Source organism: Bacteroides timonensis, from assembly GCF_000513195.1.
In the GTDB taxonomy this organism is placed as follows: domain Bacteria; phylum Bacteroidota; class Bacteroidia; order Bacteroidales; family Bacteroidaceae; genus Bacteroides; species Bacteroides timonensis.
The window spans coordinates 29,500-43,122 of sequence record NZ_CBVI010000077.1; the positions used below are offsets into that span (position 1 = coordinate 29,500).

The following is a 13,623-nucleotide window of genomic DNA, read 5'->3' on the forward strand; positions in this document are numbered from 1 at the left end:
TAGTAGAGTTCCACTAAATTATCATTTATAAAACAATCAAGCAACAGCATGAATAGAATCATCTTTTTGACCGCTTCCCTCTTACTGGGAATGCTTTCCGTCTTCTCGCAGAACGCCTTCAATACCCCGGGCGCGGGTAATCCCGTCATCCCCGGATACTTTGCAGACCCTACCATAAAGAAGTTCGGTGACACTTATTATATGTACGCCACTACCGACGGCAGTGGTGCCGGCTTCGGCCCTGCCCAAGTGTGGACAAGCAAAGACTTCGTAAACTGGACCCTGATGCCCATGAACTGGCCGGACAGCCACTGGATATGGGCTCCCGACGTGATGCAGCACTCTGATGGCAAGTATTACTATTTCTATTGCCAGCCCTGCATCATCCATTGCGGCGTTAGCGAAACGCCCCGCGGCCCGTGGAAGAATATCCTGGGCGATAGCGAAGCTGTCCTCATCCCCGACCGCTTCGTAACAAATGCCATCACTTTGGACGGACAAACATTTGTAGACGATGACGGCTCAGTCTATATGTACTGGGGAACCTGGGGCATTTACAAAGGTTTCGGTTGCGGTGCCGGAAAATTAGCTCCCGATTTGAAGAGTTTTACCGAAACCCGCCTCATCCCCAATACCGAAGCCACCGATTTCTTCGAAGCACCTTTTGTAATCAAACGCAATGGAACCTACTACTTTATGTATTCCTCCGGTTCCTGCCACGACCACACATACCGTGTGCAATACGCCACCTCAGACAAGCCTCTGGGTCCTTACACCTATGGCGGCTGCATCCTCGAAACCAATGCTGACGGAACCATTCACGGTCCCGGCCACCACAGCATCCTTCAGGAAGGCAATGATTACTATATCGTTTATCACCGCCACGACAATCCACACTCCAACCGTGGCTTCCACCGCCAGCTTTGCATCGACCGCATGACATTCAATGCAGACGGGACGATTCAGAAAATCATCCCTACTCATGACGGCGTAGGTGCACTGGCCCCCTCCGTTGTTAAATCAACCAACCTTGCTTTTGGTAAAAGCGTGCGTGCCTCTTCCTCTTATGATGACAACTTCCGTCCCGAATATGCCGTAGATGATAACAACGGAACTTTATGGCGTCCGCGCGGCATGGGACAGGAATGGCTTGAAATAGACCTGGGACGCACCCAACAGATACAAACGATCTGGACACAATTTGAATATGGCACTCAGTTCTATCAATATCTGATTGAAACTTCAACAGATGGTAAACGCTGGGCTATCTTTGCCGACAAGCGAAACAATCATCTGGCAGGCAGCCCGATGGTAGATTTCGGAAAAGCCAAAGCCCGCTTCGTGCGCCTCACCTATACCGGCGGGCAGAAGAATGGCTTCGGTGGCGCTATCTGGAACATCAAGGTATTTTCCGGTATCGAAGACTCCGCTCCCCAACAATGGCTCGGACTGACAGCCGCCGACTGGAATGGCCGCGAATGGCAGAACAATGAAGGAATGTTAGGAGGTACTTTTATCCTGAAAGCAGGATCAGCCCGCACCGAACGCATTGACGGACGCGACGCACTGGTTCTCGAACCGGGCACTACGCTAGAATACCGTCATCCGTTACTTTCTCCCCCCAAAGAGCATACAATTAGCGGGTTAGTTTATAGATTAGGTAGGTGGCAAAGCTACGAAGCGGAGTCCGCCCTCTCATCGGGTGTGATTTCGCTTCAAAGCGGAGCCGAACCTTTAATCATCACTAACCTCCGCTATTATAACTGGAAACAGGAACCTGCCGAACAGGAATATGACACCACTACGGATATCGTCCGCTTACCGGCTGCTGATCAGCGAAAGCGTGGCCTAATAGTAAGCATCACCGCTGATGACTTCGCCGCAGGCGACACCGTACATTATCTTTCCAATCATGGAATAGAAGGATACTTCGAAGCCCACAAAGCCCCCTCCATCATTAAGGAAGTGGAAGGAAAAAAGAGTTTCAGTTTTGATGGTCATCAGGTATTCCAGTCCAACTTCTCCCTGCCTGCAACCTTGCTGGACAATGCCCCCTATACATTGGAAGCCTGGATACTGAATGATTCTATTGCCGAAAACGAATGTGTGGCCGACTTCACGACTTCGCATGACGAATTGGAAAAGATTATGCTCGTCAGTGGCACGGAGCCCCGATGCGGTGTCATCAACCACTATGGCTGGTACGAAGATGCCGGATACAAGGACATGAAAGAGCTGACCGGCAAATGGCAGCATATCTATATTTGTTTCGACGGCCGCATAGAACAAGTATATATCAATGGTAAATTAATTAGCGAAAAAGATATTCAATTGCTAATAAAACCATCACAATACGTAACTTTGGGGCGGAATGCAGAACACAACTGGCCGTTCACGGGCTATCTGCATTCACTGAAACTATGGGACGAATATATTCCGATCAAGAAATAATACCATAAAACGAATAATAACCATGAGAAAAGTATTAGTTACCACCTTGCTGGTTGCCGCCACCTTGAGCAGCCAGGCGCAAGTGAAAAACCAATCGCACGGGTATCCCATCGATCCCGTACCTTTCACCTCGGTGAAAGTAACCGACTCCTTCTGGGGACAACGCCTCAACGCGAGCCGCGAAGTAACCATTCCTCTTGCTTTCAGCAAATGCGAGGAAACAGGAAGATATCAGAACTTCGTCAACGCAGCGCATCCCAGCGATACGATTAAAGTAGGCGGACTGGCTTTCGACGATACGGACGTATACAAAACTATCGAAGGTGCCAGCTACCTGTTGCAGACTTATCCGGACAAGAAACTGGCTAAATACATTGACAGCGTGCTCGTCATCGTAGCCGCCGCACAGGAAGCGGACGGATACCTCTACACCAGTCGTACCATGAATCCGAAACATCCGCACGAATGGGCAGGAAACAAGCGCTGGGAAAAAGTAGAAGACCTAAGCCACGAGTTCTATAATCTGGGACACATGGTGGAAGGCGCAATAGCCCACTATCAGGCAACCGGGAAGAAAAACTTCCTCAACATCGCCATCAAGTACGCCGATTGCGTATGTCGTGAGATAGGTACAGGAGAAGGGCAGCAAATCCGTGTTCCCGGACATCAGATTGCAGAAATGGCACTTGCCAAGCTTTATCTGGTCACTGGAGACAAGAAATACCTCGACCAGGCTAAATTCTTCCTCGACCAGCGCGGATACACCAGCCGCACGGACGAATACAGCCAGGCACATAAACCGGTGGTTCAGCAGGATGAAGCTGTGGGACACGCCGTTCGCGCCGCATATATGTATGCAGGTATGGCCGATGTAGCCGCCTTGACGGGAGACACTGCCTATATTCATGCCATCGACCGCATCTGGGACAATATCGTCGGTAAGAAGTATTACATCACCGGCGGTATCGGAGCCACAGCTGCCGGAGAGGCTTTCGGCAAGAACTACGAATTGCCCAACATGTCAGCTTATTGCGAGACTTGCGCAGCTATCGGCAATGTATATGTCAACTACCGTCTGTTCTTGCTTCACGGCGAGTCAAAGTATTATGATGTATTGGAACGTACCTTATATAACGGTTTGATTTCGGGCGTATCACTGGACGGCGGCGGTTTCTTCTACCCGAATCCGTTGGAGAGCATGGGACAACATCAACGCCAACCTTGGTTCGGCTGCGCTTGCTGCCCCTCTAATATCTGCCGTTTCATTCCGTCATTGCCGGGATATATCTATGCGGTGAAGGATAAAGATGTCTATGTTAACCTCTTCATGTCCAATACTTCGGACCTGAAAGTGGATGGCAAAGCTGTTTCTATCGAGCAAACCACCAAATACCCGTGGAACGGTGACATCACCATCGGCATCAACAAGAATAACGCCGGACAGTTCAACCTGAAAGTCCGTATTCCCGGATGGGTTCGGGGTCAGGTAGTTCCCAGTGACCTGTATGCCTATAGTGACGGCAAGCGTCTGAAGTATACAGTAAAAGTAAACGGAGAAGCCGTACAGAATGAACTGAAGGATGGTTATTTCTGCATTGACCGCCGTTGGAAAAAGGGTGATAAGGTGGAAGTACACTTAGACATGGAACCGCGTACCGTGAAAGCCAGCAATAAGGTGGAAGCCGACCGCGGACGCATTGCCGTAGAACGCGGACCGATTGTATACTGTGCAGAATTCCCGGATAATAACTTCGACATCTTCAGCGTATTCATGAACCGCAACCCGAAGTTTGAAGTAGTGGAAAAGCCCGATCTGCTGTATGGCATCAACCAATTGAAGACCGACGCACAGACACTTGGCTATGACGATCAGGGGCGCTTGACCACTACCGATGTGAGCCTGACACTGATACCTTACTACGCATGGGCCCACCGTGGTTCGGGAGCTATGGAAGTATGGTTGCCGCAAGAGCTGAGCGCATCCCGCCCCACCATGCCTGCCACACTGGCTTCGGAAAGTAAAATAGACGCATCCCACCGCGCAAGCTCCATTTCAGCCATCAACGACCGCCTGGTTCCGAAAGATGAAAATGACCGCTCCCTGCCCTACTATCATTGGTGGCCCAAACAGGGAACTACAGAATGGATCACGTATGAGTTCCCGGCAGAAGCTACCGTATCAAGTTCTACCGTATATTGGTTCGACGATGCTCCCTGGGGCGGTTGCCGTGTACCGAAAAGCTGGAAGGTATATTATAAAGATGCACAAGGCCAGTGGCACCCCGTCACAGGTACCGACAAATATGGCGTTGTAAAAGGTGCGGGAAACACCGTAAACTTTGATCCCGTGAAAACCAAATCAGTAAAACTGGAAATTACCCTGCCGGACAAACATGCAGCAGGTGTTTATGAATGGGAAGTACAATAAAGGTTAGTTAGATATGAATGTTTGTAAGTTAGGTTTGTCGATAGCCATGCTCCTTAGCGGGGGCATGGCTTTCGCACAAGGCACAGTGGATGATTATAACCGTGCCTACGCATTAAGAGAGAAATTCAGTGCCAACAAAGTTTTCTACTCCAACGTCACGCCGCAATGGATAGAAGGCACACATCAGTTCTGGTATGTACGCAATACGCCCGAAGGCCGTATCTACGTATCGGTGAACGCAGACAAGAAAAACAGAAAGGAGTTGTTCGACCACAAGCGTCTGTCAAGCGCACTGAGCAACGCATCCGGCAAAGAAGTAAAGCCCGAGACAATCCAACTGGAACGGTTACGGGTGAACCCGAGCTTAGATACGCTTCGTTTTGTATTTGGCAATCAGCGCTGGATGTACGCCACCCGCAAAAATCAGTTGGTAAATGAAGGCAACCTGCCCGGCCGCAATGCACCACAGAAACACTGGATGGAACGGGATGACGAAAAAGAAACCGCTCCCGTAACTTCACCCGATGGAAAGTATACCGCCTATATCAAAAATCAGAATGTATATGTGAAGGAACTTACCACCGGAAAAGAGAAGCAGTTGAGCCTTGACGGTACACTCAGCAACTACTACTCAGCTTATATCCGCTGGTCTCCGGACAGCAAGAAAGTGGCATCCTGCAAAATCCGCCCGGTAGAGAAACGATATGTATACTATGTAGAGTCTTCTCCGGCGGATCAGCTCCAACCGAAACTGCACAAGCAGGAATATGCCAAACCGGGAGACGAACTTCCTTTCAAGATACCTTGCATTTATGAAGTTGAAACAGGACGAGGTATCATCCCCAGCACCGACCTCTTCGACCGGCAGTATGAAATATACGGCCCCGAATGGAACCCGGACAGCCGTTCTGTTACCTTCGAGTACAACCAGCGCGGACATCAGGCATATCGTGTACTTGAACTCTCTGCCGAAACAGGCGCCGTGCGTCCTCTGATAGAAGAAACCAGTGACAAGTACGTGAACTATACCCGCCGCTTCCGCCACGACCTGAGGGACAACAAACACATCATCTGGATGAGCGAACGGGATAACTGGAACCACCTGTACATGTACGACCGCACTACCGCACAGCCCGTCCATCAGATAACCCGCGGCGAATGGTATGTGCGCGAAGTGCTCCGCGTAGACGAGGACAACCGGCAGATTTATTTCTCCGCCAACGGTGTGCAGCCGGGCGAAGATCCTTACCTCATCCGCTACTACCGCATCGGCTTCGATGGCAAAGGATTCACCTGCCTCACTCCCGAAGAAGGTATGCACCGGGCCTGGTTCTCACCGGACATGAATTATCTGGTAGACGTTTACTCTATGGTAAACAAAGCCCCCGTTGCCGTATTGCGCAGTGCCGAAGACGGCAAAGTGGTGATGCCGCTGGAGACAGCCGATATCAGTCGTCTGGAAGCAGAAGGTTGGAAAGCCCCCGAAGTATTTACAGCCAAGGGCCGCGACGGGAAAACGGACATGTGGGGATTGATTGTACGCCCTACCAATTTCGACCCGAACCGGAAGTACCCGGTGATCGAATATATCTACCAAGGCCCCGGCGATCAATATGTGCCCAAAACCTTCATTCCGTACAATTGGTACATGACTTCCCTTGCCGAACTCGGCTTTATCGTCGTCATGGTAGATGGAATGGGAACCTCATTCCGCTCACGTGAATTTGAAAACGTATGCTACAAGAATCTGAAAGATGCAGGACTTCCCGATCACATCTCCTGGATTAAAGCTGCCGGAGAGAAGTATCCGTATATGGATATGGACCGCGTAGGCATCTATGGCTGTTCCGCCGGAGGCCAGGAATCCACCACTGCCGTGCTGCTGCATCCCGAATTCTACAAAGCCGCTTATTCCGCCTGTGGCTGCCACGACAACCGCATGGATAAAATCTGGTGGAACGAACTCTGGCTGGGATATCCCGTAGGAGATCAATATAAGGAAGGATCGAATGTAGAGAATGCCCATCTGCTGAGTCGCCCCCTGATGCTGGTGGTAGGCGAACTGGACGATAATGTAGATCCTGCCTCAACCATGCAGGTGGTGAACGCACTGATAAAAGCCAACAAAGATTTTGAATTGGTAGTGATTCCCGGTGCACACCACACGATGGGAGAAGATTTCGGGGAACATAAACGCTATGATTTCTTTGTACGCCATCTGATGGGGGGAAACCCGCCGAAGTGGGAAGAGGTGAAGAAGTGATAAAGTGATAGGGTGATAGAGTGCTTATCACTTTACCACCCTATCACTCTACCCCTTCAGTCGCATAATGAACTTACTTCCTTTCCCCAATTCGCTTTCCACCGTCAATGTTCCCCCATGTGCCTCCACAAAGTCTTTTGAAATGGAAAGTCCCAGTCCACTGCCTTGCACCTTTGTGCCGGGCACACGGAAATAACGGTCGAAGATACTCTGATGATAACGGGGATCGATACCTTTACCGAAATCCTGCACATACAGTTCAACAAAGTCTCCCTCACGCTTGGCACCAATAACGACACGTCCGTTTTCTTTTGAATAACGGACTGCATTGCTCAGAAGATTCGTCAATACCCAGGCTATCTTCTCACTATCCACAAACAGTTTCGGCATTTTTTCCTCCGGATACTCCACTTCTATCTGGATGCCGAACTTATCCGCCTGAACCTGATTGGCTTTAATGGCATATTCTATAAGTTCGATAGGCTTGGTTATCTTCGGCATCATCTGGAGCTTGCCGGCTTCTACTTGTGTCATATTCAGGAGTTCACCGGTGATACCCAGCAGGCGGTCGGCATTCTCTTTAATGCTTTTCGATAATTGTTCCTGCTCATCATTCAAAGCTCCTACCCGCTTGTCTTCCAACAACTGCAAACTCATAAGAATAGCTGAGATAGGCGTTTTCAGTTCATGGGAGATGGTGGAGATAAAGGTTGTTTTGGCAGAATCCAACTCTTTAAATTCGGTGATATTCTTCAGCAGGATCACATCACCCAAGTTCTGCGGTTCATCCGTATCGGCATCCGTATTCATAATGGTGATGTAAGAAGCCTGAAAATAGCTTTCCTTATTATCCGCATAGATTTTCAAGGGTTCTTTCTTCTCACCCGAAGTAATCAGTTCCCGAACCAGACGACGAAGGAGATCATTCTTCAAGGACAGTTCCTCGGCAGAGTGGCGGATTACATCTTCACGTTTCAGATTCAATACGGTAAGTGCTTCTTTATTGATAAAGAGTATTTCATGCTCACAATTCAGACCGATAATAGGTTCATGGATACTGTTCACAACGGCTTCAAGAAACTTCTTGGCAGAAAGAATATCGTTCAGCGTACTGGCACGATATTCAGTCAGGCGCTCAGCCATACTGTTGAAGCTATCGGCCACCTGGCGGAATTCCTCGTGTCCGCTCATATCCAAACGTTTCTCATAGTTATGATTGGCGATTTCAAGGATGCCACGCGTCAGTTCCTGGATAGGCTTGTTGATGGAACGGGGAAGCCAGACCAGCAACACGATACTGGCAAGAATGCAAATAGCACCTGTAACGGAAATCCACAGCAAAGCACGTTCCAGTCCGGGCATGGCGGCAGGACTGTCCGGTTCGGTGGCTGTCAGTATCTGAAGATTCACTACGGAGAGAGCAACCAGCAGAATGATCATACCAGCCAGAATGCCTACACTGAGTATTAATTTAGTACGAATATTCATAATGCACTGATGAATTAAATTTTATGCAAGTATAATCAAATCTATGTTTGCTTGCGCCAATTCGCTCACAAATTTTCTGTATTTCAACACCATGAACAAGGATTGCGGAAAGCGGAAAGCAGGACTTCCCATGCAAACCGTCGTAATTTGCCGCTCTTTACAGGCCCGTACCACGGCATCCAGCACGTCCCGGGACTGTACCTGGAGAACTTCACCATCCAACTCAGTAACCAGTTTGAAGTGGTTCAGCAGATAACGCTGGCTTGCCAGGTCGATGCGGTCGGCACTCTCGCGGGGCGTCTGCACATACAGGGCAATGAAAGAAGTATTGTAGCGGGTAGCCAGCCGTGCCGCCTTACGGATGATGCGCCGTGGCGTCTTCTCATGACTGCTGATGCATGCCAGAAACTTCTCGTGCCGGACGCCTACGCTCGAAATGACGACTTCGTTCTCCACCTTCTTCTCCACTCGCAGGGCTACTTCCTTCAAGGCCAGTTCACGGAGTTGGAGGATGTTCTCGGTCCGGAAGAAGTTGGTCAGTGCCGTCTGCACCTTCTCCGGGCGATAAATCTTGCCGGCTTTCAGACGGGTTATCAGTTCTTCGGCAGTCAGGTCGATGTTCACCACCTCGTCCGCTTCCTGAAGGACACTGTCGGGGATGCGCTCTTTGACTTCGATGCCGGAGATGCCTTGCACTTCTTCGTTCACGCTCTCGATGTGCTGGATGTTGACGGCGGAAATCACGTTGATGCCTTCGTCCAAAAGGTCCATCACGTCCTGCCAACGCTTTTCGTTACGACTGCCTTCTACGTTGGTATGCGCCAGTTCGTCCACGATGACTATTTCGGGATGGATGCGGATGATACCCTCCAAATCCATTTCTTCCAGTTCCTTGCCTTTGTAGAATATCCGGCGGCGGGGGATGACGGGCAGGCCTGCAAGGAGAGCTTCCGTCCCGGCACGTCCGTGGGTTTCGATGTAGCCGATTTGCACGTCTACGCCGTTGTCCAGCAGGTCGTGGGCTTCCTGGAGCATCCGGTAAGACTTGCCCACACCGGCTATCATGCCGATGTAAATCTTGAACTTGCCACGACGGGATTTCTTTATCAGGTCGAGGAAGTGTTGCACGTTTTGTTCTCTGTCCATACCTTTAAGTAGTTATCATTATGGGTTAGCTGGGATTGGTAAGTGAGTTGGCATATCATCAATACGGATGATGGGTATCATCAATACGGATGATGAGTACCATCAATACGGATGATGGGTATAATCAATGCCAATGATTCCTACAATCAATGCCAATGATTCCCACAATCAATGCCAATGATTCTATGCTAAGTCATAGAGACAAGATACCTCTGTCACTTACATTAAGGCTTTAAGGTTATACCAAAGACTAAGTGGGTATCTTCCAAACAAGGATTCCAGATAGCCTGTGCAAATATAGGCAATGAAAACGAGTCTGTTATCCTGATAGCCGTAGTAGCTTTCAATGCTACATTGGTAAAGGCAAAACCGGAGTTTCCATATCCTACCGTATAAGTTTCATAAGGAACGAATCCTACGGTTGCATTCAAACCTACCGACTTCACGCTGAACGGATAGTTCAGTTCACAATAGGAAGAATAGTTTTGCGCGCCTTCCTCATTTTTATCGGCTCCCGCAAACATGGTGTACCAAGCTATGGACAGGGGAAACTTCTCGCAAGGCAACGTATAGGCCAGACCAGCTTCAAAGAAATGTGCCGTCTCATGACTTTTGAAGTTGAAATACTGCCGGGCACCCTGTCCCGCCCACCAAAGGCTTGCCACAGACAGTGACAGACCGGACTCGCCGAATGCGTAAGCTGCCGTCAGGTCTATTTCCTTGTTTGCCTGGCCTTCGGTAGATTTATAACCGTCGAAGTCCGTGGAACCCCACGCAGTCAGAGAAAAGCTGCCGATGCCGAAACCCAGTGTAGGTTGGAAGCTGGCTCCCGTCTGATATACGCCGCGCCAGACGTAAGAGCTTACTAAATCACCCTGCACGGTAAATTCCTGTGCCTTCACATCATTTGTCCCGAAAAAACATGCAGCAACAATGGCTGCTATTACAAAAAACGTTCTTTTTACTTGTTTCATAATTCATTCAATCTTTAAAATACAATCTTTTAAAAAGAGAGAGGCGTGTCTCCGTTCACCCTGTTTTTAGACATCACCATGGCAAAATATGAACGGAGCCTGTCCGCCTCTCTGTGAGATACAAGATACGAGCTACAAGCTACGAGTGACGAGTACCTTTCGGCATGATAGCCGGGCGAATAATTATTCGCCCACAAGTATAGCGCAGCAACTTGTAACCTGTAGCTTGTAGCTTAACTACTTATTTGCCTCTTCGAGTGCAATGTTCAGTTTCAGCACATTCACTTTCTCCGTACCGAAAAGGCCGAGAAGCGGTTTCTGTACTGCATTGTCTACGAGAGTCTTTACTTGTGCCTCATCCATGCCACATGCCTGGGCTACGCGTTTCACCTGTACATAAGCACTGGCGGGAGTGATATCCGGATCAAGCCCCGAAGCACTGGCTGTCACCATTTCAGCCGGAACGTCCTTGCGTTGCAGATAGGGATGGTGCACCAGGAAAGTATCGATACGGGCTTCTACTTCCGAAAGGTATTCTTCGTTGGTAGGGCCTTTGTTGCTACCGGAAGAACTGGCAGCATCGTAACCGTCACCGGCATGGGAAGGGCGCCCCCAGAAGTAGATGTCTTTTGTGAACATCTGTCCTACATTAGCGGCACCGACCACTTTACCATCCAGAGTCGCTACTTCCGCATTACCCTTATTGGGACCTGCCACCTGGGCAAATATCCACAGGATAAGGATATAGAATACAGAGAAGAACACGCAAAAAGCAAGTGTTATTTTGAGGGATTTCAATAAAGTTTTCATTATCTTGTTATTTATTAAAAGAATAAACTGACCACCATATCTATTAATTTAATTCCGATAAAGGGTGCAATGACACCGCCTAAGCCATAAATCAGCAAGTTGCGGCGAAGCAATGCACTGGCACCAATCGGTTTATACTGTACTCCTTTCAGTGCCAACGGAATCAATATAGGAATAATGACAGCGTTAAAGATTATAGCTGAAAGGATGGCTGACTCAGGACTATGCAGCCCCATGATATTCAGCGGTGCTAACTGAGGGATGGCTACCATAAACAAAGCGGGAATAATCGCAAAGTATTTAGCCACGTCATTTGCTATAGAGAACGTGGTCAATGTACCGCGCGTCATCAACAACTGTTTGCCGATTTCCACAATTTCAATCAGCTTCGTAGGATCATTGTCCAAGTCCACCATATTACCGGCTTCCTTTGCAGCCTGCGTACCGCTATTCATAGCAACGCCCACATTTGCCTGTGCCAATGCCGGAGCATCATTGGTACCGTCTCCCATCATTGCCACCAGCTTACCGGATTGTTGCTCTTTCTTGATATATTCCATCTTGTCTTCCGGCCGGGCCTCAGCTATAAAATCATCCACACCGGCCTTTTCTGCGATGTACCTTGCTGTCAGCGGGTTATCTCCGGTCACCATTACCGTCTTCACTCCCATCTTGCGAAGGCGTTCGAAACGTTCCTGAATACCCGGTTTGATGATATCCTGCAACTCAATAACGCCAGCCACCTGCCGGTTGACACACACTACCAACGGTGTACCGCCGTTACTTGAAATTGCAGCAATCACATCTTCCACCTCTTTCGGGAAACTGTTTCCGGCACTCTCCGCAATCCGGCGGATAGCATCGAAAGCACCTTTACGTATCTGAGTACCATTTTGCAAATCCACGCCTGAACACTTCGTTTCTGCAGTGAACTTAATCATCCGGGCACCCGTAGTATTCAGGTCACGCATGCGGCGACCTGTTTCCCGTCCCAGTTCTATAATTGATTTACCTTCCGGTGTTTCATCGGAGATGGAGGACAGCAGGCAAGCCTCAATAAAATCACGTTCGTCCACACCGGGAGCTGCATAGAACTTCGTAGCTTTACGGTTACCGATTGTAATAGTTCCCGTCTTATCCAGCAGCAACGTATCAATATCACCGGCCGTTTCCACTGCCTTACCCGATTTCGTTATCACATTGGCACGAAGCGCACGATCCATACCCGCAATGCCGATAGCGGAAAGCAGACCACCGATTGTCGTCGGTATCAGGCAGACAAACAGGGAGAGAATAGCTGCAATCGAGATGTACGTTCCCGGATGATCTATATTCGTATAGTCCGCCATCGGAATCAGCGTGACGCAAACAATCACAAATACCAGTGTGAAACCCGCCAGCAGGATAGTCAACGCTATTTCATTCGGTGTTTTCCTCCGGGTAGCGCCTTCCACCAGGGCAATCATCTTGTCGAGGAAGCTCTCACCCTGTTGTTGGGTTACCAATACCTTTATCTTATCAGAAAGCACCTTCGTACCACCGGTTACAGAACTCTTATCTCCACCCGCCTCACGGATTACCGGGGCAGATTCGCCTGTGATGGCACTTTCGTCAATGGAAGCCAATCCTTCTACAATCTCACCGTCAGCCGGAATCGTATCACCGGCTTCGCAAATAAAGTAATCACCTTTCTTCAGGCGTGCGCTACTGATATTGCAGACTTTGCCATCAATCAGGATTTTAGCGGGAGTCTCCTCACGCGTCTTGCGCAGGCTGTCGGCCTGAGCCTTACCACGAGCCTCGGCAATGGCCTCAGCGAAGTTGGCGAACAGCAGAGTAACAAAGAGAACGACGAACACCAGGAAGTTGTACCCGAATGTTCCATATTCCGTAGTCCCCAGCGATAGGATGCAGACCACCAGCATCACCAGCGTCACAAGCTCCACCGTAAACATAATCGGATTCTTAATCATCACCCGTGGATCCAACTTCACGAATGATTGCTTCAAGCTTTCCATAACTTGCTCCTTTTGAAACAAAGAAGCTGATTTCTTATCTTTCAT

Annotated in this window: 8 protein-coding genes; 3 read left to right on the forward strand and 5 right to left on the reverse strand. The window is 49.2% G+C overall.

What is annotated here, in order from left to right:
- Positions 1–48: 48 nt before the first annotated feature.
- From BN161_RS14550 to BN161_RS14560, 3 genes are read left to right on the forward strand one after another with little or no spacing between them, the layout of a single operon-like run.
- Positions 49–2,451 carry a family 43 glycosylhydrolase gene (locus tag BN161_RS14550; RefSeq protein ID WP_044267416.1) on the forward strand — a complete coding sequence of 801 codons (2,403 nt, stop codon included), beginning with the start codon at positions 49–51 and terminating at the stop codon, positions 2,449–2,451.
- Between the two features lie 22 nt (positions 2,452–2,473).
- Positions 2,474–4,879: a glycoside hydrolase family 127 protein gene (locus BN161_RS14555; RefSeq protein ID WP_044267418.1), complete on the forward strand. Its 2,406-nt coding sequence runs from the start codon at positions 2,474–2,476 to the stop codon at positions 4,877–4,879.
- A gap of 13 nt (positions 4,880–4,892) precedes the next feature.
- The gene (locus tag BN161_RS14560; protein WP_044267420.1) at positions 4,893–7,142 is read left to right on the forward strand and encodes a S9 family peptidase; all 2,250 of its coding nucleotides are present in this window, start codon (positions 4,893–4,895) and stop codon (positions 7,140–7,142) included.
- Between the two features lie 48 nt (positions 7,143–7,190).
- Here the strand turns inward: BN161_RS14560 and BN161_RS14565 are convergent, their stop codons facing one another.
- From BN161_RS14565 to kdpB, 5 genes are all read right to left on the reverse strand, one after another.
- On the reverse strand, positions 7,191–8,630 hold the full coding sequence (locus BN161_RS14565) for an ATP-binding protein (RefSeq protein WP_044267422.1): 1,440 nt from the start codon (positions 8,628–8,630) through the stop codon (positions 7,191–7,193).
- A 21-nt stretch (positions 8,631–8,651) separates the two neighbouring features.
- Positions 8,652–9,776: a hypothetical protein gene (locus BN161_RS14570; protein ID WP_009129358.1), complete on the reverse strand. Its 1,125-nt coding sequence runs from the start codon at positions 9,774–9,776 to the stop codon at positions 8,652–8,654.
- A gap of 224 nt (positions 9,777–10,000) precedes the next feature.
- Complete coding sequence (locus BN161_RS14575) at positions 10,001–10,750, reverse strand: hypothetical protein (RefSeq protein WP_044267425.1); 750 nt, start codon at positions 10,748–10,750, stop codon at positions 10,001–10,003.
- A gap of 237 nt (positions 10,751–10,987) precedes the next feature.
- Entirely contained in the window at positions 10,988–11,560 is a 573-nt protein-coding gene (locus BN161_RS14580) for a K(+)-transporting ATPase subunit C (RefSeq protein WP_044267427.1), read from the reverse strand.
- Between the two features lie 14 nt (positions 11,561–11,574).
- Positions 11,575–13,623, reverse strand: coding sequence for a potassium-transporting ATPase subunit KdpB (gene kdpB, locus BN161_RS14585; RefSeq protein WP_044267429.1), 2,049 nt, complete (start codon positions 13,621–13,623; stop codon positions 11,575–11,577).